Source organism: Alteromonas sp. MTD1, from assembly GCF_042848195.1.
Taxonomy (GTDB): Bacteria; Pseudomonadota; Gammaproteobacteria; order Enterobacterales; family Alteromonadaceae; genus Alteromonas.
The window spans coordinates 62803-84513 of the sequence record NZ_BTGG01000013.1 but is presented as its reverse complement, the minus strand read 5'-3'; the positions used below and the strand labels follow the sequence as shown (position 1 = coordinate 84513).

Below are 21711 nucleotides of genomic sequence, written 5' to 3'. Positions count from 1 at the left end.
TTGGGTTAATCGTTTTTGTTTTTGTTCGTTGGGATGTATTAAACCCTAAACGTTCAATAAGAAAAACATGCCCCCTTATAACGAGGTATTTTTTTTAATACCCGTAACCTTATGGTTTGCGTTTCTTGTTTTTTAAACTTTTGATTTATATTTATTTTTATGCTTTTTGTGGGCTGGGTTAATGCACAAAAAATTGTTGCTTTTGACGTGATAGTGGTTAAACGCTCATTATGCGCCAGCGTAATTCAAAGGATGCTTAAAAAATATATAAGCGTATGAGAGTGAGTTTTTATTACATCAGCTGGCTAATACCAACGCAACACTGATAAAGGTAGTGTTTGAAGCACCACAATATTTCTAATAAAGAAAAAAGCGACCCTAGGGTCGCTTTTAAAGTGCAGATTTCTCTGCAACCATGTTGAATTAGTTCACATGGTGTGAATTCGTTTTATAGGCGGTCGTTCAGCACTGCTGCGATGGGGTTGTCTTGCAAACCGTTTTCAGCAACCCACGCTTGAAGCGTTTTACCGTCAGCTTCAGGTGCGCTTAAGTCGCTCTTTGGCATTTTCTTAACAAGTAATGAACCCGCTTCAACCGCATTGCTCAAAAGTGCTGTTCTAATTAGGCTGTTACCACCGCAACTAACGCCCGAGTAGTAATCTTTTAATTTGAGGCGGTAATCTGACTCTACTGCGCGCATTTTCTTGCGCAGTTCGCCCTTATCATCTGCTTCAACTATTGTGCAAATGTTTGCTAATGCTTCTGTTACGTCTGCTTGTGCGGTCGCTGACATGCCAAGAGTGGCGGCAACAACAAGGGTAATTTTAACGATTTTCAACATGGTTAAATCCTTGGCTTTGAATAATGTGTTTCTTAAGCGACGTGGATTAGACCAGAGTGAATGTGAGGGAAAAATCGCAACGCTTATACCTTGGTATGAAAACTGATAACTAAGCGTTGGGATGAAGGGTGTTTTGAGAAAATAGAGCGCCCGGAAGTTCAGTGTTTACGGGCGCTGTAGAGACTTGCTAATCTCTAGTGAGGTTTGAAAGCGCTTGCTACTTCCATTATTTGTTCTCTCATCCACATGTGCGCATAATCGTGATCTGCACTTACATGCCAATAAAGGAAGTATTCTACTGGCGGAAGTTCAAATGGCATTTCGTATATCGCAAGGTCGTAATGTTTTGCCAGATGGAAAGGGAGGCATGCGATAAGGTCGGTTTTAACAATGGTACTTGGTACAGTTAAAAAGTGCTGACCACGCATTACTTCTTTTCTACGTTTACCTAGTTTATCTAACGCAACCTCAATAGGACCTGCACCGGATTTGCGCTGCGATACATTAATGTGACCTAGGCGAAGAAAAGTATCTAAGCTAAGCCCATTTTTTAATGCTGGGTGATTTTTGCGTGCTAGTACAACAAAACGGTCTTGAGCAATTTTCTCTTTACAAAGGTGAGGGTCGGTAAACGTTGATGCATCGGCAAAGAAATCAAGCGTTCCCGCAGCCATTGCTGACACCACCTGACTGCGGGGCATTTCATAGTTCGTTAGAGTGATATTGGGCGCTAAATTCTGAAGACGTGCAACCAACCTGGGCATTATGCTCGCTTCTAATAAGTCTCTACTTGCAAAGTTAAACGACGTCTCAGCGGTTAGCGGGTCGAATGTGTGACTTTCTTGAACACTTTTTCTCAAAAGCGCTAGGGCCTGCCTTGCTGGCACGATAATGTTTTGTGCTACAGGTGTTGGTGTCATGCTGTGACCTGTTCTTACAAAAAGTGGGTCGTTAAGCATTTCACGAAGGCGCGCCAAAGAGTTACTGACTGCGGGTTGTGTTATACACAAAACATCTGCTGCTTTGGTTAAGCTGCCTGCGGTGTAAATTGCGTCAAATACCGCAAAAAGATTCAAATCAATTCTATTGAGATTCATAACTAATCCTTTAAAAGCGAAAACCCTGATAAAGCCAATAGATATAAGAAACTGGCGTAAAATGAAAATGGTGTAGAAGGCTTTCCAATGCTAACTTGCTACATGGCATCTACTTTAATTTTACGAGAGTGTAACAAGAATATTTATAAATACCTATTATTAAAAGTTAATTGAAACATTCAACGTAATAATAGTAGTTTGGTCGTTAGTTAACGCACGTTGGACGAAAATATGAAAACACTGATAGATTTAAAGACAGATGATGTCTTATCTCAACCACAATGGATAACCGTGTCGCAAGAAATGATAAATCAATTTGCTGAAGCTACAGGTGATCATCAGTGGATACACTTAGATGAGGTAAAATGTGAGAAAGAAAGCCCATTCGGCACTACAATTGCGCACGGCTTTTTGTCAGCCAGTCTTATGCCAAAAGCGTTTGCAGAAGTGATAGCGCCAAGCGATAAAGTACGCTCTATGATTAACTACGGTATAGATAAGCTGCGTTTTCTTGAACCAGTGAAAAGTGGAGATGCTATCAAATATCAGTTTAGGGTTTCTGAGATAACCGAAAAGCCCCAAGGTAAACTTTATAAAGTCGACGGAAGCTGTGTTTTAAAATCTAGCGGTAACCCAGCGCTAGTAGGAAGTTTTTTAATGTTAGCTGTGTTGTAGCGCTTAGCAGTAAATAATTGTAATCCGCGTACAATCTATTAGATCAGATGGAATCAGGGCTGTCACAATAATAGACAGCCCTGACAGTCACACTAGTTTCCAGCTTCTTCTGCACCTTCTTCAATGGCTTTTCCTGCGCTTTGAATATCTTCACCAGCGCCTTCAATGGTTGCACATGCACTAAGCCCAGTTGCGCCAATTACCAGTAATAATGCTGACAGGAATGACGTTAATTTTTTCGCATTGATAGTAATCATTTGTTCATCCTCACTGTGGGTTTACTTATAAACGCGCAGTGCTTGCGCTGTTCGAGTCCCCGCTTTTTTCATTGTTGCTTTCTTGGCGTTTGCTCAACATCACATCTAACTTATCACCGCCCTTAGCGTTGAAGTCCAATGTTCTAATTGGAAACGGAATAAGTATGTCGTTTTCGTCCAGCACATTTTTCACAGTAGTTACAGCGTCGTGACGTACTTCCACAAACGAAGGCGTGCCTGGGTATCGTATCCAAAACCATAGAAGCAGGTTGATACTCGAATCGCCAAATGACTCTGCGTACACCGCTGTTTCGTCTTTCTTGATGACATAGTCTTTTTCATTCATTGCATCGGTAATACATTTAGCAGCTTGCTCAATGTCGTCTGCATAGGAAATTCCAACGGGAACTTCTATTCTTCTGTGCCCCAAGTAGGAGTAGTTAGTCAGTATATTTCTAAACAAAATCTTGTTAGGAATAACTTCAAGCTGACCGTAAAAAGTCTCTACAAGGGTGTTTCGTAGATTTATCTCTCTTACATTACCGAAAACACCTTCTGCTTCTATCACGTCTCCAATTTCGAAAGGCTTACGAATTCCCATCGCAATACCAGCAATAAAATTCTCAGTCATATCTTGAAAAGCAAAACCAATGGCAAGACCGACGATACCTGCACCAGCAAGCAATGACGTAACCGTGCCTTTAAGCCCAACAAAATCGAGTGCTATAAATATTCCAGCAACAATAATGATGAACTTTATAATTGAGGTGAGCAGCCCCGCGATTTGGCGAGACTCAAACGTACGCCGCATTATCTTTCCGCTTACATTACCTATCACCTTTGCAAGCACGCCGAATAAAATAGCGATGACAAAGGCGACAGCAATATTGGGAAGCAGTGTTATGCCACCCTCAATCCATCCCTCTAGCTTCTCACTCAGCAATTTGTAAATTTCATCAATTTTGGGAAATTCCATACGTCCTCATGGGTTGTTTCATGACCTATACGATTTTGCGCTTTAGTTTGGATATGGAGTGTTCAAGAACCGTTCCTAGTTGAGGTGAGTTCTCAGGTCTTTGAAAGTAATTGCATTTTTGTTTCTTTCTTATTTTTGAAAATACACATATGTGAAGATATTTCACACTGTTCGTAAGTTGTTCTCTGTCGATATTGGCGATAATTGCTACCGAGAAAACTATTAATCTTTAGTATTTCTGGTCTGACCATCTGTAAAATTAATGTGAACATATTATTCACAATAAATTTACAAACATGAATTTGGAGCATAGTATCAACGACGTAGGTCAGTAATTGTTGTTGGCCTCAAGCCTATAAAAATACGAAATCGAATAGCTAGTTGCTAACGGAGCGTGTGGGTAGTAGTGCCGGTAGCGATAAGCACAGATTTGGAATCACACTATGAAATTGAATACGCGTAAGACTGCGGTTGCCACTCTTGTTGGTGCTGCATTGTTTTGTTCGCCTCTTACTTCCATGGCACAGGATGCCGATGCGAATAACGAGCAAGAAGCGAAAAAAGATGTTGAGCTTATCCTTGTCACCGGTAGTTTCGTTCGCCGCAGCGAAAACTTCGATTCTCCTTCGCCTTTGGCGGTAGTTGATAGCGTTGCTATCGATTCTATTGGCGCTAAAAATATTGCCGATATTACACAAACTCTCACTATTAATACGGGTGCTGAGAACAACCCAGATGCTTTTACACAAAATGCCACAGCAGGTACTTCGAATATTAACTTGCGAGGGCTAGGTGTTGCATCCACGCTAGTGCTGCTTAATAACAAGCGGCAAGTTGTTAATGCACAACCTACAAACGAAGGCTTAAACTTCGTCGATACCAGTTCATTGGTTCCCATGATTGCTATCGACAGAATGGAAGTGGTTAAAGATGGTGCCTCTGCACTATATGGCTCTGATGCGGTTGCCGGGGTAGTGAACTTTATTACAAAGCGTAATTACGACGGTGCAATGGTTACTGCTGACTACCAAGACGGCGCGCACGGCGATAACAAAGAATATGTACTACAAGGCCTTTGGGGGGCTACAGGCGATAAAGGGAATGTGTTAGCTGCAATTAGCTATACCAACCGTTCTCCACTTTTCATAAGCGATAGGCGATTAAGTCGCCCTCAAGACGATACCAGTGCTCTTGGTAATCCTGCTAGCTTCTTTATTGCGCCAGGCGTGCCTGTAATCGATCCATTCGGTTGTGCAGAGTTCGGTGGTTTCCCCCAAATTCTAGCTCCAGAGGGGACTGTTCCTGGCTTAGACGTAGGCCTTTGTGGATTCGACTTCGGCCCATACTATTCTTATGTACCTGATGAGAGTCGTATTAACGCCTACACTCGAGCTGAGTATGAGTTCACCGACGATATTACATGGACAACGGAAATAGGCATGGCAAGAAACCGCGCAGAACGTGGTGGTGCACCGAGCTTTCCTATTCTTACCGCGCCGGTAGTGCCAGATTACCATCCGCAAAACCCATTCGGTCGTTCAGTGGCTTTCTTTGGCCGAGCAGAGGGTAACGGTCAACCTGGTGATGCCGCCAATACTGAGTCGGATACATTCCGTTTTAGCACGAATCTACAGGGCGTCACCGACAGCGGATTCTGGGAAATAAGTTACACCAGAGCCGTGAATGACTTCTTATTCTCGGTACCAGATGTGCTGAACACTGAGTTCCAGTTAGCGCTGCTTGGTTTCGGAGGTTCCGATTGTAACCCTGTAACCGGCACACCGGGTCAAGGAAGCTGTGAATTCTTTAATCCTTTTGCTACGTCTTACACTACGTCACCAAATTCTGACTACGTTATTAACTCTTTCACCGGCAGACAAGTTATCGACTCGAAGGCTGATTTAGAAGTGTTTGAAGCGTTTACGTCATTTGATACTTTCGAAATGGGTGGTGGTTTTGCTGCGCTAGCGCTAGGTATACAGTACAGAGAAAACAGCTTGCGCCAAGACTATGACGAATTGTCGAATCAAGACAGCTTTACATTTGTAATAGGTAACCCCGATTTAGATGGTAGCCAAGATGTATGGGCTGCATTTGGTGAATTAGCATTGCCTATTAACGACGAATTAGATGTTCAGCTTGCGGTTCGCTATGAAGACTACGGGGGTAGCATTGGTAGTACAGTAGATCCTAAACTAGCAGTGTCGTGGCGTGCATCGGAAGAGTTTTCGCTGCGCGGTTCAATATCGACATCGTTTAGAGCTCCTACAGTGTTCTTAGCACAGGGCGGCGCGACGTCACTTCAGCAAGTCGTTGATCCAGTACAAGGCGCACAAGCTTTCGTAGCAGTGCGCACATCAGGTAATGCTGATCTTAAGCCTGAAGAGTCAACGGCATATAACATCGGTTTTTCTTACGAGCCGTTTAGAGACCTTTCTATCGAGGTTGATTATTGGAACTTTGAATTTGAAGATTTGATAATTCAAGAAAATGCACAAGCGTTATTAAATGCTGATCCAACAAACACTGACCGTATTGTTCGTGCAGGTGATCCGGTTTCTGGTCCAGTACTCCAAATTAACAACACTTACGTTAATGCGAGCTCACTGGAAACATCGGGCATCGATTTTGTTTCTAGTTATAAAATGGAAACAGAAATGGGGAACTTTACGCCAACAATTCAGGCAACGTATATTACCAAATACGATTTAAGTGATCCTCAAGCCGGCAGTATCGATGGTGCAGGGCGCCGTAACTTTAATAACATTGGTGTTTCGTCTCCTGAACTTCGAATGAACATTGGCTTGAATTGGCAGCATGATGTACATGCAGCGAATGTCTTCCTTCGTTATATTTCATCGTATGACGACGACCAAAACTGTGCTGATGGAACAAGTAACACAGCAGGCTGTGCTAATGGTTTCTATGAAATCGACAGTATGTTAACGGTAGATGCGCAGTACAACATCGACCTTGGCAGTGTGTTTGATACCGACCAAAGCTATGTGTTAACACTTGGTGGTATTAATTTGTTTGATGAAGAACCTCCACAGGTGTTTACAAACAGTGGTTTCGACTCAAAAGTGCACGACCCTCGTGGTCGTCAAATTTACGCAAGACTTGCAGTCGAGTTTTAAAACACCATAAAGCGTAAAAGCCGGCTGCTTAGCCGGCTTTTTTGTAAAGTAAATACTCCACCTTTATCGCACGTTTTTAGGTTTCATTCGTGATTTCAATTTTCTAATCTAAAAGACTTTCATTACAGTAGACCTAATACAATAAGACTGACTGAATAGGATGAATGTATGCCCACAAAATTAAATGATGATGCTGTGGATGTGAAGTTATCGGAACTCAATGAACTAGTAACCGACGAAAACCTATGGGTAAGAGAAGGTGACGCGATAAAGAAAACATTTACGTTTAAAAGTTTTATAAGAGCTTTTGGTTGGATGTCTCAAATTGCGATATGGGCAGAGAAACTAAAACATCACCCAGAATGGTTCAATGTTTATAACCGTGTTGAAGTAAGACTTACCACTCATGATGTGGATGGACTGAGTGAGCTAGACTTCATGCTTGCTGAGAAGATGGAAAAGTTTCAGTAGTTAGCCTGGTTAATTGACTGTAGAGTTCATTTTTTAACGATGTTTGTGTTTATTTTGCACGTTTTGTCTAATAAACCTTCGAACAGTCAGAAAAATGAAATATTTATGACTGTGCCTATTGTGTTAGTAAAGTGCCTATGTATAATACGCACCACATTGAGGCGAGGCGCTGAAAAGTAAATCTTCCAATGGTAATTTCTGGCGCGGGATGGAGCAGTCTGGTAGCTCGTCGGGCTCATAACCCGAAGGTCGTAGGTTCAAATCCTGCTCCCGCAACCACAGAAATTACACCAGTTTTCAAAGTGTGCAGCGCATGCTTTACCGTACAGACGCGGGATGGAGCAGTCTGGTAGCTCGTCGGGCTCATAACCCGAAGGTCGTAGGTTCAAATCCTGCTCCCGCAACCACATTTAAGCCCTTGCATATGCAAGGGCTTTTTTGTTTATTTTTTGTGTATTTTTAAGTAATACTTCTTTCTCTACCAGGTTCAAATACCACATCATTGTATGATGCCAGCGTTAATTATATGCTAGCGTTATACTTTGACTGATTTTTCTCTATGAGGCGTAGCGTTCTATGTTGCTCCAGTATTTTACCGTAGACGACCCTTCACGCCTTATTAATGGTGAGTATTATCCCCCGTTAGTTTTACTCTCGCTTTTGGTAGCCATTTTTGCCTCTTTTATGGCATTCAATGTGGCAAGTCATGCCGCAGTTACAGAAGATAAAAGAAGAAAAAATATACTGTTGTGTACCGGAAGTTTGGCACTTGGTGGTGGCATTTGGTCTATGCACTTTCTGGGCATGACTGCTTTTGAGCTATGTTTACCGGTAAACTACAACTTTACCATTACAGCACTGTCAGCTGTTCCCGGCTGTGCAGCTGCTTGGGTGGCGTTGAACCTTTTAATTAGGCACCGAATAACGCCTTTAGAAATAGTGGTTGGCGGCATTCTTGTGGGTGCTGGAATTGGTACAATGCACTACACCGGCATGGTGGCAATGGAAATGGCACCTTTGCTACGTTACGACCTGCCTATATTTTTGCTGTCTATTGTCGTTGCCGTTATACTTGCCATGCTGTCGCTTTGGATAAAGTTTGGTATTACGGCGGCATCTAAGTCAAAACGATTTCTTGGTAAATATGTCATTGTGGCAAGTATTGTAATGGGGCTTGCCATTGCGGGCATGCATTACACAGGAATGGCTGCTGCTCGTTTTGTACTTCCTCCTGGCATGGAATTGTCAGATCAAACCTCGGATATATCCTTTTATTTAGCAATTTCGATTTCAGTTTTTACACTATTTATGATTGCGCTGGTGTTGGGCATAACCATCCTTTTCAAATATCGTGATGTTATGCTCCGCGCGGTTGAAAGTGAACGCATTCAAGCAGCAATTACAGATACGGCCGTGGATGCCATTCTAACGGTCGATAACCGCGGAATAATTCGTACAGCTAACCCAGCAGTTGAAGCAATATACGGCTATACACAAGCCGAAATTATAGGTCGTCATGCGTCCTGCATAGTACCTGAGGAGCGTCGTCATTTATATGGCGATGACTTCTTTAGCCAGCGTGTTGTGCCTACAGAACGAATTATTGGCACAGGCCGCGAGGTTGAAGTTTTACGAAAAGATGGAACTTGCATTCCTGCCCGTGTTGGCATTGGCTACACAGAAGTCGATGGAAAACCCGTATTTGTTTCTTTCGCGTCCGATCTTCGAAAACGCAAACAAATGGAAGATGCACTTCGTGAGAGCGAGGCGAAGTTCAGAAGTCTGATTGGGAATATTCCAGGTGCAGTTTATCGTTCGAAATGCAGCGACGGCTGGCCAATGATGTTTGTAAGTAACGCTATTCTTGATATTACTGGTTATCCTGCCGATGACTTTCAGTTCCCTGAACCAAAACGTTACTTTTCTGAACTATATCACCCAGACGACGCTGACTATTTAAACAATGTCGCCGAGTTTGACGGCAGCTTTTCTATTGAATACCGCATCATTGATAAGCACAAAAATACGCGTTGGTTGCTAGAGCAAGGCACGTGTATTTATGATGAAAATGGCAAGCGTTCGTACATCGACGGCTTCATCATGGATATTACCGAGCGCAGGCAGATGGAAGAGGAACTTAAGTCTGCTAAGGTAAGAGCCGAAGATGCTGCGGCTGCCCGAACTGCTTTCTTGGCTAATATGAGTCATGAAATACGAACGCCGATGAACGCGATTATTGGTTTTAGTGATTTATTGCTTAATAGTGACTTAAACGCAGAGCAAGCCTCACATTTAACCACGGTAAATAAATCTGCACGTTCATTGCTGCACATACTTAATGACATTCTCGACAGTGCCAAGCTAGACAAAGGTAAACTAGAGATTGATAAGCGTCCTTTCTGCCTCCGTGAAGAGTTGGATCTCGTGGTATCAACGTTTTGGTTGGAGGCAAAGCGCAAAGGTGTGCAGTTAGCGTTGACTGTTGAAGACGATGTAGCAATAGGGGTATCTGGCGCACCAGAAAGACTTCGTCAAATTCTGAATAATCTTATTGGGAACGCGGTTAAATTTACCCATGAAGGTAAAGTTACACTTTACGTTAAAAATTGCGCTCAAGGGGTCAGCTTTGAAATAAGTGATACGGGCATAGGTATGACCGAAGAGCAGGTCTCTAGAGTGTTTGACGCGTTCTCGCAAGCCGATGCTTCAATGAGCCGAAAGTACGGTGGTACAGGGTTGGGCACAACCATTTCAAAGCAATTAGTAGAGTTAATGGGCGGGGCAATTACTGTAAAGAGTGAAGAAGGAAAAGGCAGCACGTTCACCTTTACGCTTCCACTTGAAGAAGCAGAGATTCAACAAACAGACAGTTCATCAAGTGATAAAGCACTACCAACGTTTGATAAAGCACTTTCAATTCTCGTGGTAGACGATGTGCTGCAAAATGTTGAGCTACTTGAATTACTTTTAAAACGAAATGGTCATGCAGTAGAAACCGCGCACGATGGTCAGCAAGCGTTAGATAAAATGCAGGAAGCGACATTTGATATTGTACTGATGGACTTACAAATGCCGAATGTTGATGGCTTAGAAGCGACTAGGCAGCGACGAATTTTTGAACGTCAAAATGGTCTTTCTGCAACACCTATTATTGCACTTACGGCAAGTGTACTTATTGAAGATAAGCACGCTGCACAAGAAGCAGGGATGGAAGGTTTTGCAAACAAACCAATAGACCTTCCCGTGCTTATGCAAGAGATGGCAAGGGTGCTCGGCACACAGGTTTCTGGATCTGCATCAACGCCTCAAGCTGCCAACATTAGTGATAGTACATCGAATATTAACATTGATGAATCGGTGCTCAATATGAGCAAAGCGAGTGCTTTGTGGGGCAACGAGGCGTTAGTTTTTAAAGAGGTTGATAAATTTGCAGTAGAAGCCAGCGCAAAAGTCGATGAGATTACTTCCGCTGTTGCTAATGCAGATTGGGAGCGAGTAGGTTCGCTTGCACATGGTTTGAAAGGTGTGTCAGGTAACTTAAGTCTTGTCACGTTTTACGAGCTAAGTAAAACTATTGAGTCGCAAGCAATAGCGGGTAGCGTTGATATTCAACTGGTAAATGAGTTAAGGCACGCTTTGAATGCTATTGATAAATTACTTCAGGCGTCGCCGCTTTATGCAGAGCAGTCAATTAATGACAGTATCGATAGTGGCTTATTATTGGAGTATCTTGAACTTGTTAAACAGCGCGTTCAACAGAATATGCTTGATGAAGAAGAATTAAACTACTTACGCCAGTTCGATTCACTAGAATATAAGGAAGAGCTAACGCTAATACTCAATGAACTGGATGACTTTGAGTTTGAGGTTGCATTAAAACGGATAACTGCGTTAATTGAGAAATTGAGATAAAACAGAGAAAAGTATGTTAGACATTGAAATTAACAAACCAACGCTGTTACTGGTAGACGATGAGCCGGTCAATCTTCGGGTGCTTAAACAGTTACTGGCCGCAGACTATCAGTTAATTTTCGCTAAAAGTGGTGAAGAGGCGCTGAAACTTGCTACTTCTCGCCAACCCAATCTCATATTGCTAGATATTATGATGCCTGGCATGACAGGGTTTGATGTATGCCGTCATCTCAAAGATGAAGCTTCAACAAAACATATCCCGGTAATCTTCGTTACAGCACTTAATGATGAACACGATGAAGCAGAGGGGTTTAACGTCGGCGCGGTAGACTACATCACGAAACCTATATCTTCTGCCATTGTGAAAGCCAGAGTAAAAACACATTTAAGTCTTGTACAGTCAGATGAACTGCTAGAAAGCCGGCTTCAGGTAGTGCAGCGTCTAGGGCGCGCTGCGGAATACAAAGACAATGAAACGGGCATGCATGTTATGCGTATGAGCCACTTTTCAAGGGTGCTTGCGCTTGCTTATGGTTTAACAGAAAAACAAGCAGAAATACTGCTTCATGCTGCGCCTATGCATGACATTGGCAAAATTGGCATTGCCGACAGCATTATGTTGAAGCCTGGGAAATTAACTGACGAAGAGTTTACAACCATGAAGGCCCACCCGGAAATAGGGGCTGAGATAATTGGTGATTGTGGTGATTCTTTGTTGTTGAAAGTGGCAAAATCGGTGTCATTAACACATCATGAAAAGTGGGACGGTACTGGCTATCCAAATGGCTTAGCTGGTGAAGATATACCTATTGAAGGGCGTATTTGCGCAATTGCTGATGTTTTTGATGCATTAACAAGCAAGCGCCCTTATAAAGAGGCTTGGAGCATCGAGAAGACGGTAGACTTCCTTCAAAGTCAGAAGGGTAAGCACTTTGAGCCCAAACTCGTCGATTTGCTTATTGAAAACCTACCTCAGATTTTAGAGATAAAAGCCACCTTTAAGGATGAAGAGTAAACGCGTTTAGGCATATAGTATGCGTAATAGAATTGCGCCAAAGGCTTTTCGCTGTTGCTTAATGTGTCGCCTATAAGTATAATGTGCACATCAGATGACGGGCGCGGGCTCCCTCAGTGTTTAGGAAAGTAACGCATTCGTCGAAAGCAAGCTATCACCACACGGTGGTTTCACCCATAGGCTTGCAACTGCCTTGTCGGCAGGTATGGGTTCAGAATTTTAATAAAAAGCCCCGCTAGTCCGGGGCTTTTTGTTGTATTAAAAAACCTGGAGTCAGCCTTGCTGAGCTAGGTGATGACAGGTGGGCTTTAGGCCCTTTTTTCGTTTTTGGAGGTTTGCATTGGCAAAACTTGAAGAGAAGCTAACCGAAATGCTTGAGCCCGGTGTAGAGGCGCTAGGCTTTGAACTGGTTGGCATCGAGTTTGTTAGAGCGGGGAAGCATTCTATTCTTCGCGTTTTTATTGATCATGAAAACGGTATCACCGTAGATGATTGTGCGGATGTGAGTCATCAGGTTAGTGGTATTTTGGACGTTGAAGATCCAATCAGCACTGAATATAACCTAGAAGTGTCGTCACCTGGAATGGACAGACCGCTTTTCAAAGAGAAGCACTACATCGAGTCTGTGGGTGAAGTAGTTCAAGTTCGTTTGTCTATGCCAATGGACGACAGACGTAATTTTAAAGGCAAAGTACTGGCATGCGAAAATGGCATGGTAAGTATTGAAGTGGATGGCCAGCAGTTCCAGTTAGCTGTGGCGAATATCGAAAAAGGTAACGTTGTTCCCACGTTCGATTAACGGAACAGCTCTGCTTTCATCGACGAAAGCAAAAGAGAGGCGAAAATGAATAAAGAAATTTTGTTAGTGGCGGAAGCCGTTTCAAATGAAAAACAAGTGCCTAGAGAGAAAATTTTTGAAGCGCTAGAGTTTGCTATTGCTAGTGCAACCAAAAAGAAGAACGAAGGCGAAATTGAGGTTCGTGTAAGCATAGACCGTACTTCAGGTGACTTTGATACATTCCGTCGCTGGTTAGTTATTCCTGACGACCAAGAGCAGGAAAATCCATTTGCTGAAATTACGTGGTCTGCTGCGCAAATCGACGAGCCAGAAATTCAGCTAGGCGATTATGTAGAAGAGCAAATTGAATCTATTAAATTCGACCGCATAACTACGCAAACCGCTAAGCAAGTGATCGTGCAAAAAGTACGTGAAGCAGAGCGTCAGCAAATGATTGCTGAATATGAAGACAAAGTGGGCGAGTTGGTAACGGGTACTGTTAAAAAAGTAAACCGCGACAACATCATCATCGACTTGGGTAACAACGCTGAAGGTGTAATTTACCGTGACGATATGCTTCCTCGCGAAACATTCCGTCCAGGCGACCGCGTACGTGGTCTTCTGTATGTTATCCGTCCAGAAGCGCGCGGTGCACAGCTATTTATTAGTCGTACTCACCCAGACATGCTTGTTGAATTGTTCCGCTTAGAAGTTCCTGAAATTGCGGAAGAAACACTTGAGATTAAATCTGCCGCACGTGACCCAGGTTCACGTGCAAAGATTGCTGTGAAAACTAATGATAAGCGTCTTGACCCAGTAGGTGCTTGTGTTGGTATGCGTGGTTCACGTGTTCAAGCGGTATCAGGTGAGTTAGGCGGTGAGCGTGTTGACATCGTGCTTTGGGATGAAAACCCAGCGCAATTTGTTATCAACGCGATGGCGCCAGCTGAAGTTGCTTCAATTGTTGTTGATGAAGACAGCAATAGCATGGATGTAGCGGTTGAAGCGGATAACCTAGCGCAAGCGATTGGCCGTAGCGGTCAAAACGTTCGCTTGGCTAGCCAGCTTACTGGCTGGGAACTTAACGTGATGACGGTTGACGACCTCAACAAGAAGCACGAAGAGGAAAATGCGAAGGTACTTGATCTGTTTACTGCAGGTCTGGACATTGACGAAGAGTTCGCATCTGTACTTGTAGATGAAGGCTTTACCACACTTGAAGAAGTGGCATACGTTCCGGCAAGTGAACTTCTTGCTGTTGACGGGTTAGACGAAGAAACCGTAGAAGAGCTGCGCAACCGAGCGCGTGCTTACTTAACTACCCGTGCACTTGCAAACGAAGAATCGCTAGAGGGTGCAGAACCTAAAGAAGCCTTATTAAATCTTGAAGGTATGAGTAAACACGTGGCTTATGTGTTGGCCAGCCGCGGTGTTACTGACCTAGAAGAATTAGCAGAACAAGGTACCGATGATATCAGTGATATCGAAGAACTGGACGAAGAGAAAGCTGGCGCGCTTATCATGGCCGCTCGTAATATCGTATGGTTCAGTGAAGAAGAGTAAGGTCAACAGGGGGAAAATTACGTAATGGCAGATGTATCTATTGAAAAGCTCGCCAGCGACATTGGTACGACCGTTGACCGATTGGTTGGCCAGTTTAAAGACGCGGGTATCACAAAGAGTGCCGGCGATCAGGTAAACGAAGACGAGAAACAAAAACTTTTGGATCATTTAAGTAAGCAACACGGCAGTGCAGCCGAACCAACGCGTATGACACTTAAGCGCAAAACGACTAGCACGCTAAGCGTAGGCAAGTCGAAAGAAGTTAAAGTGGAAGTACGTAAAAAGCGCACTTACGTGAAGCGAAGCGATGTTGAAGAGCAGCAGCGTTTAGCGGAAGAAGAAGCGAAGCGTGCTGAAGAAGAGCGCCTTAAGCGTGAAGCTGAAGAAAAAGCAGCTGCTGAAGCGAAAAAAGCCGCTGAAGAGAAAGCGCGCAAAGCAGCAGAAGCTAAGAAAGCCGCTGATGAAGAGCGTGCTCGTCGTGCTGAACAAGCTAAGAAAGAAGCTGAAGCACGCAAGGCAGACGAGCCTGAAATGACAGAAGCTGAGAAAGCAGAAGCGGAAGCGGCACGTCAGGAAGAAGAGCGTCTACGTAAAGCGCAGGAAGAAGAAGCGCAGAAGAAACTTGAAGAAGATGCGAAGAAAGCCGCTGAAGAAGCGCGCAAATTAGCTGAAGAAAACGAACGTCGCTGGAAAGAAGAAGAAGAGCGTCGTAAGAAAGCGGAAGCTGAAGAAGTTCATTTGCACTCTAACCGCTACGCTCAAGAAGCGGAAGACGAAGAAGACATGCAGGTAGAGCGTTCATCGCGTCGTCGTCGCAAGTCGAAGAAAAATGCGGGTGAGCACCTTAAGCAAGGCTTTAACAAGCCAGCTGCACCTGTTGAACGTGTTGTAAAACTTGGCGCAACCATCACAGTAGGTGAGCTAGCAAGCAAGCTTGCTATTAAGTCTAACGAAGTTATTAAAACGATGATGAAGATGGGCGAAATGGCCACTATCAACCAAGTACTAGACCAAGATACGGCAGTACTAGTGGTAGAAGAGATGGGCCACAAGTTTGAGCTTGTTAACGACAACGCGCTTGAAGAAGAATTGTTAGCTGATGACACTGCTGGTGAGAAAACAACACGTGCACCTGTTGTAACTATCATGGGTCACGTTGACCACGGTAAAACGTCACTACTTGACTACATTCGTCGTGCGAAAGTAGCCGATGGTGAGGCTGGTGGTATTACTCAGCATATTGGTGCATACAAAGTTCAAACTGATAACGGTGAAATCACGTTCCTTGATACACCTGGACACGCCGCGTTTACTGCAATGCGTGCACGTGGTGCTACGGCAACAGATATCGTTATCCTTGTAGTTGCTGCTGATGACGGTGTAATGCCGCAAACAAAAGAAGCGGTACAGCACGCGCGAGCTGCTGGCGTACCTCTTATTGTTGCAGTTAACAAGATGGATAAAGAAACTGCAGATCCAGATCGCGTTAAAACTGAGCTTTCTCAGTTGGAAGTTATCTCTGAGGAGTGGGGCGGTGAGCACCAGTTCTGTAACGTATCTGCTAAAACCGGTATGGGTGTAGACGAGCTTCTAGAAGCGATTGTTTTACAAGCAGAAGTACTTGATCTTAAAGCAGTAGCCGACGGCGCAGGCCGCGGTATCGTTATTGAGTCACGCCTAGACAAAGGTCGTGGTCCAGTGGCTTCTGTATTAGTACAAGAAGGTCAGCTGCGTTCTGGTGACATCCTATTATGCGGTGAAGAGTATGGCCGTGTTCGTGCAATGCGCGACGAGAATGGTAACGAAATTAAGGTTGCAGGGCCTTCTACCCCGGTAGAAGTACTTGGTCTGTCAGGTGTACCTGTAGCGGGTGAAGATGCCGCTGTTGTTAAAGACGAGCGTAAAGCCCGTGAAGTAGCAGCTAAGCGTCATCAGAAGAAGCGTGAACTTAAACTTGCGCGTCAACAAAAAGCGAAACTTGAAAACATGTTTGCAAACATGGAGTCAGGTGATGTTAGTGAACTTAACATCGTACTTAAAGCCGACGTACAGGGCTCGGTAGAAGCGATTTCTGAATCACTTATCAAGCTTTCTACATCTGAAGTTAAAGTTAACATTGTAGGTAGTGGTGTAGGTGGTATTACCGAAACTGACGCAACCCTAGCGGCTGCATCAGGCGCTATCGTACTTGGCTTTAACGTTCGTGCCGATGCTACAGCGCGTCGCGTACTTGAAGCTGAAGAAATTGACTTACGTTACTACAGCGTAATCTATAGCCTAATTGACGAAGTGAAAGCGGCCATGAGCGGTATGCTTGCACCAGAATTCAAACAGGAAATCATAGGTCTTGCAGAAGTACGTGATGTATTTAAGTCGCCTAAACTAGGTGCAATTGCAGGCTGTATGGTAACTGAAGGCGTAGTTAAGCGTAGCAATCCAATCCGTGTACTTCGTGATAACGTTGTAATCTACGAGGGTGAACTAGAATCACTACGTCGCTTTAAAGATGACGTACAAGAAGTTCGTAACGGTATGGAATGTGGTATCGGCGTTAAGAACTACAACGATGTGAAAGTAGGCGACCAAATTGAGGTCTTCGAAATCGTTGAGGTTAAGCGCGAAATCTAATTGCCTGAAAATATTCGGCATGTAAAAAGCGGGGGCCGAGTGCTCCCGCTTTTGTCTATTAAGACGTATACATGAACGAAATATAGAACGGGAAAGGAGAATACAATGGCTCGTGAATTTTCACGTACCGATAGAGTGGCTCAGCAAGTTCATAAAGAAGTGGCTAGCATTCTTCAAAATGAATACAAACACCGTGTTGGTGATATGCCTTTAATTACTGTGTCTGACGTTGATGTGTCGCGCGACTTAGCTCACGCTAAAATTTTCGTGACTATTTACAACAGCACAGAAGAAGAAGGCAAAGTGCAAATTAAACAACTTGTTGAGTACAAGAAGTTTATAAGAAGCATTCTTGCGAAAAGACTGCGTATGCGTTCTGTACCGGATCTTCACTTCTTTGAAGATAAGTCGATTGTAGAGGGTATGCGTATTTCTAATCTTGTGTCACAGACCATCGCTAAAGATGAGTCTAAGCGTGACAATGATGACTCACAAGAGCAGGAGTAGATGGCAAGACGTCGTAAAGGCCGTGAGATTAACGGCATAGTATTGCTTGATAAGCCGTTAGGTGGGTCGTCCAACCAACTACTACAAAAAGTACGTTGGCTGTATAAGGCGGCTAAAGCTGGACATACTGGCGCCCTTGACCCGCTAGCAAGCGGCATGCTGCCGCTGTGTTTGGGCGAGGCTACAAAGTTTTCTCAGTTTTTATTAGATGCAGAGAAAACTTACGAGGTAACCGCGCAGCTAGGTGTACGTACCACCACGTCTGATGCTGATGGCGAAGTGGTTGAAGAGAAACCGGTAGAAGTTAGCGAGCAGCAAGTAAAAGAAGCGTGTCTTGCATTCTTAGGTAAAAGTAAGCAAATACCTTCCATGTTCTCGGCGCTTAAACATCAAGGTAAGCCACTTTACCATTATGCGCGTCAAGGCATAGAGATAGAACGTGAGCCACGTGATATCGAAGTTTATGAACTTGATGTATTGCGTATTGAATTGCCCTATGTCGATATGCGTATTAAATGCAGTAAAGGTACTTATATTCGCTCTATTGTTGATGATCTTGGCCAGAACCTAGGGTGTGGTGCCTACGTAACCCGTCTACACCGTACTGAAGTGGCAGACTATCCTAACGACAAAATGGTATCGCTAGATACATTAATCGACATTCAAGAATCGTTAGAAGAGGGTGATTTTGCCCCACTAGACGATTTACTTATTCCTATGGATACCGCTGTTAGCCGTTTGCCATTCGTTACTATTAATGACGAAGAACGCAAGCGCTTCGACAACGGTCAGTCGGTAAAAGGGACTAGCGCTTCAGCACTTGAAGAAGGCACTGCATATCGCGTTTATCACGGCGTCGATACTCAAGGCCTATTTCTTGGCGTAGGGGAAGGTGTGTTGGACCCAAAAGATCAGGGAATTCCAAAACAAGAAGTGTTTGTAAACCCAAAACGTCGAGTGGTTTATTCTTAATTAATATTTTATTTGGAATAACAGCATGCAAACCTTGCTAACTGTATAAACGTCATTATAATACTGCGCTCATTCCGCTTTGCTGAATTAGTGATCGGCGAAGCATTAATATTAGGAGAATGATATGTCACTAACTAAAGCAGAAACCGCAAACATCATTGCTGAGTACGGCGTAAAAGAAGGCGATACTGGTTCACCAGAAGTTCAAGTTGCTTTGCTTACTCACAACATCAACAAGCTTCAAGGTCACTTTGCTGATCATAAGAAAGATCACCATTCACGTCGTGGTCTTCTACGTATGGTTAGCCAACGTCGTAAGCTTCTAGACTACCTAAAAGGCAAGAACGCTCAGCGTTACCTTGACCTTATCAAGCGTCTAGGCCTACGTCGCTAAGACTAGGTTTCAAGAAAAGCGCCCAATGGGCGCTTTTTTTATGTCCACTTTTTATCGATTAGACACCTCTTTAAGACTCTTTTGTTGAAACATTCGCTCGTCGGCAAGTCGAATGAGGTCATCTAAATTAGTTGCTTCGTTAGGGTATGATGCAAAGCCAATGCTAGTACCAACAGCGACAGTACCGATAGACGTAGTAATAGGCTTGCTTACAGCAAGGTGAGTGCGGTCAATAAATCCATCTAAATCAAACGTCTCATCAACATCGGTAAGGATAATAATAAATTCGTCTCCACCAACCCGAGCGGCTAAATCGGATTCTCTGCAAAGGCGTTTCATGCGGTCGGCTATTTCAACTAACACCTCATCACCAACGTTGTGGCCATGCGTATCATTAATAGGCTTAAAAGTATTTAAATCGAAGTACAAGCAAACACAGCGCATGTTGGTGCGCTCGATACGGGCAAACTCCTGCTCAAGATAAGTAGTTAAAGCGCGACGATTTGCAAGGCCTGTGAGAGAATCTTGCGACGCAAGTTCTTTTATTCGCTCTTCAGCCATCACCTGTTCGGTAATATCTATGTTAATGCCAAACATTTTGTTGCCTTGTATGCGCCCATCTGCACGCACGTAGCGAATGTTATCTCGCGAAACTTGTACCCTAAACTGTGCGTGAAACTCAGAGTTTGTATTAATTGCATGATCCATCTGTGTTTTAACGTCATCAAAATCATCTAGATGAACGGTATTTGCCCAAACTGAGTAATGGTCATTGAAATCATCTTTTGGAATGCTGTATATCTTGTGCATCCAGTCATCCCAAATCAGTTCGTTAGTTTCGAGGTCCCACTCCCATACGCCTATATGTGCGGCATCAGCAGCCATCGACATTCGTTTGTTAAGCGCTTCCAGTTTATCTTGTGTTTTCCTAAGTTCGGTAACATCTTCAGACAAAGACAATATAAATTGTGGCTTATTGTTGGCACAACTGATAACCACTTTTTTAGTTTGAAAGCAGCGTTCTTCACCGTTAATTACAATTTTCGACTCTTCACAGCTTTCACGATTACCACCTTCAAGTAACGCCGTATCCGAGGCAATAATGTGTTTAGCGTCTTCTGACTCGAAAATGTCAAAGTCAGTTAAGCCTACAAGCTCATGTTTAGCCACTCCAATCAACTCAGCTCCCATATCATTCGCATGGGTAAAGGCCAGTGTTTCGGCATCTTTAACAAACAGCATGTCAGGCAGGGTATCGAATACGGTTTGCGCAAACACCTCTTGGTTTTTCACGTCAGATAAGTCTTTTACAGTACATACAAAGGCTTCGTGGTCACCAGGTAATCTGTTAACTAAAAAAGAAAGTGGGAAAGTAGAGCCATCTTTTCTTACGCCTTCAATGCGGAGTGGGCGGTTTCGCAATTCACCTCCGTTTGCCGCCTTTATCACTTCATTAAGTAACACTGCATTATCGCCGTTAGCGTGATTCACCAAATCATTTACACGACGATACTGTAACTCCTTTTTCTCGTAACCGAACATGGTCAAAGCTGCAGGGTTTATAAACTCAAGTTTTCCATCGTTATCAAAACTCATTACCCCTTCTTGTACTGTATTTAACACTGCGGTAAATCTGTTTGACGATAGGGTTCTGGCTCGTAATTCGATAAGCAAAACAAAGATAAAAGCAAAAAATGCCACCATAAATATTACTATGTATGCGAGACCTTTGTGTGATTGGTCATAAGAAAATTCGGTGGAGGATACTGCAAACACGTGCATGGATAGCATGCCTGTATAGTGCATGCCAGAAATGGCACAGCCCATGATAGTAGCGGGTATAAGTTGCTGAGCTACGCTTACCTGTTTACCTTGAATATATGAGTGTGCTTTTAAAGCTATGCCTGCTAACACTACAGCGACAATAATGGAGAGAGAGAAGAGGTAGATGTCGTAGGCCATTACCGCATGCATTTCCATAGCCAGCATACCAACATAATGCATACTGCCAATACCGCCCCCCATATAAAGGCTTCTCAACCACAGCTTTTGGGGCCCTCGTGGGTGATGAGAAACAACAATTAAGCTGGCAAAAATAGCGGGGATGATTGAGAAAAACGTAATAAGCGGGTTATATCTTACTGCGATGGGTAACTGGTATGCCAGCATGCCCACGAAGTGCATAGACCATATCCCGAAACCCAGAAAACATGCTGATGCAACTGCCCAAATATAACGTTCGTTCTTGAAGTCAGAACGGTTAGTACGTGCCGATAAAATAAAAGAAAGAAGCGATGCGCCAATAGCAATTAGCACAGAAAGTGCTACAAAGAAGCTGTCATAGCTTGCAACGATTTCAGCGCTAGCTTGGAAGCTGTCTAGAGAAAATGTATGTGTGTGACCGGTTTTCAATATGAATACGCAAATCTTGTTTATTATTCTTAAAATGTAGTCTATGAAATGTGATGCAACAATTTATAACAGAACA

At 43.6% G+C, this 21711-nt stretch carries 16 protein-coding genes and 2 tRNA genes; 13 read left to right on the top strand and 5 right to left on the bottom strand.

Going from position 1 to position 21711, the window contains the following annotated elements:
* Positions 1 to 448: 448 nt before the first annotated feature.
* Both ACGHAV_RS16530 and ACGHAV_RS16525 read right to left on the bottom strand, forming a co-directional pair.
* Positions 449 to 841 carry a DUF3718 domain-containing protein gene (locus ACGHAV_RS16530; protein ID WP_390383179.1) on the bottom strand — a complete coding sequence of 131 codons (393 nt, stop codon included), beginning with the start codon at positions 839 to 841 and terminating at the stop codon, positions 449 to 451.
* Between the two features lie 194 nt (positions 842 to 1035).
* The gene (locus ACGHAV_RS16525; protein ID WP_390383176.1) at positions 1036 to 1938 is read right to left on the bottom strand and encodes a LysR family transcriptional regulator; all 903 of its coding nucleotides are present in this window, start codon (positions 1936 to 1938) and stop codon (positions 1036 to 1038) included.
* A 231-nt stretch (positions 1939 to 2169) separates the two neighbouring features.
* On the opposite strand from ACGHAV_RS16525, the gene ACGHAV_RS16520 reads away from it, so the two are divergent.
* Complete coding sequence (locus tag ACGHAV_RS16520; protein ID WP_390383174.1) at positions 2170 to 2613, top strand: MaoC family dehydratase; 444 nt, start codon at positions 2170 to 2172, stop codon at positions 2611 to 2613.
* A 92-nt stretch (positions 2614 to 2705) separates the two neighbouring features.
* Here the strand turns inward: ACGHAV_RS16520 and ACGHAV_RS16515 are convergent, their stop codons facing one another.
* The gene (locus ACGHAV_RS16515) at positions 2706 to 2870 is read right to left on the bottom strand and encodes an entericidin A/B family lipoprotein (RefSeq protein ID WP_390383171.1); all 165 of its coding nucleotides are present in this window, start codon (positions 2868 to 2870) and stop codon (positions 2706 to 2708) included.
* Between the two features lie 25 nt (positions 2871 to 2895).
* Complete coding sequence (locus ACGHAV_RS16510; protein WP_390383167.1) at positions 2896 to 3846, bottom strand: mechanosensitive ion channel family protein; 951 nt, start codon at positions 3844 to 3846, stop codon at positions 2896 to 2898.
* A gap of 443 nt (positions 3847 to 4289) precedes the next feature.
* Here ACGHAV_RS16510 and ACGHAV_RS16505 point away from each other — a divergent pair, with 443 nt between their 5' ends.
* From ACGHAV_RS16505 to rpsO, 12 genes are all read left to right on the top strand, one after another.
* Entirely contained in the window at positions 4290 to 6983 is a 2694-nt protein-coding gene (locus ACGHAV_RS16505) for a TonB-dependent receptor plug domain-containing protein (RefSeq protein ID WP_390383164.1), read from the top strand.
* 168 nt (positions 6984 to 7151) lie between these two features.
* Positions 7152 to 7454, top strand: coding sequence for a 4a-hydroxytetrahydrobiopterin dehydratase (locus ACGHAV_RS16500; RefSeq protein ID WP_390383161.1), 303 nt, complete (start codon positions 7152 to 7154; stop codon positions 7452 to 7454).
* Between the two features lie 202 nt (positions 7455 to 7656).
* A tRNA-Met gene (locus ACGHAV_RS16495) sits at positions 7657 to 7733 on the top strand.
* 51 nt (positions 7734 to 7784) lie between these two features.
* Positions 7785 to 7861: transfer RNA gene (locus ACGHAV_RS16490), tRNA-Met, on the top strand.
* Between the two features lie 169 nt (positions 7862 to 8030).
* Complete coding sequence (locus tag ACGHAV_RS16485) at positions 8031 to 11366, top strand: MHYT domain-containing protein (protein WP_390383158.1); 3336 nt, start codon at positions 8031 to 8033, stop codon at positions 11364 to 11366.
* A 13-nt stretch (positions 11367 to 11379) separates the two neighbouring features.
* Positions 11380 to 12381, top strand: coding sequence for a two-component system response regulator (locus ACGHAV_RS16480; protein ID WP_390383155.1), 1002 nt, complete (start codon positions 11380 to 11382; stop codon positions 12379 to 12381).
* A 340-nt stretch (positions 12382 to 12721) separates the two neighbouring features.
* Entirely contained in the window at positions 12722 to 13180 is a 459-nt protein-coding gene (rimP, locus tag ACGHAV_RS16475; protein ID WP_390383152.1) for a ribosome maturation factor RimP, read from the top strand.
* A 45-nt stretch (positions 13181 to 13225) separates the two neighbouring features.
* Positions 13226 to 14722 carry a transcription termination factor NusA gene (gene nusA, locus ACGHAV_RS16470; RefSeq protein ID WP_390383149.1) on the top strand — a complete coding sequence of 499 codons (1497 nt, stop codon included), beginning with the start codon at positions 13226 to 13228 and terminating at the stop codon, positions 14720 to 14722.
* Between the two features lie 24 nt (positions 14723 to 14746).
* Positions 14747 to 17350 carry a translation initiation factor IF-2 gene (infB, locus tag ACGHAV_RS16465; protein ID WP_390383147.1) on the top strand — a complete coding sequence of 868 codons (2604 nt, stop codon included), beginning with the start codon at positions 14747 to 14749 and terminating at the stop codon, positions 17348 to 17350.
* A 105-nt stretch (positions 17351 to 17455) separates the two neighbouring features.
* Positions 17456 to 17857 (top strand): 30S ribosome-binding factor RbfA, encoded by a 402-nt coding sequence (gene rbfA / locus ACGHAV_RS16460; protein WP_334014408.1) that lies wholly within the window; start codon positions 17456 to 17458, stop codon positions 17855 to 17857.
* Positions 17858 to 18829: a tRNA pseudouridine(55) synthase TruB gene (gene truB, locus ACGHAV_RS16455; protein ID WP_390383143.1), complete on the top strand. Its 972-nt coding sequence runs from the start codon at positions 17858 to 17860 to the stop codon at positions 18827 to 18829.
* Between the two features lie 124 nt (positions 18830 to 18953).
* Positions 18954 to 19223, top strand: coding sequence for a 30S ribosomal protein S15 (rpsO, locus tag ACGHAV_RS16450; RefSeq protein WP_334014406.1), 270 nt, complete (start codon positions 18954 to 18956; stop codon positions 19221 to 19223).
* 51 nt (positions 19224 to 19274) lie between these two features.
* Here the strand turns inward: rpsO and ACGHAV_RS16445 are convergent, their stop codons facing one another.
* On the bottom strand, positions 19275 to 21635 hold the full coding sequence (locus tag ACGHAV_RS16445; RefSeq protein WP_390383139.1) for a diguanylate cyclase domain-containing protein: 2361 nt from the start codon (positions 21633 to 21635) through the stop codon (positions 19275 to 19277).
* Positions 21636 to 21711 lie beyond the last annotated feature (76 nt).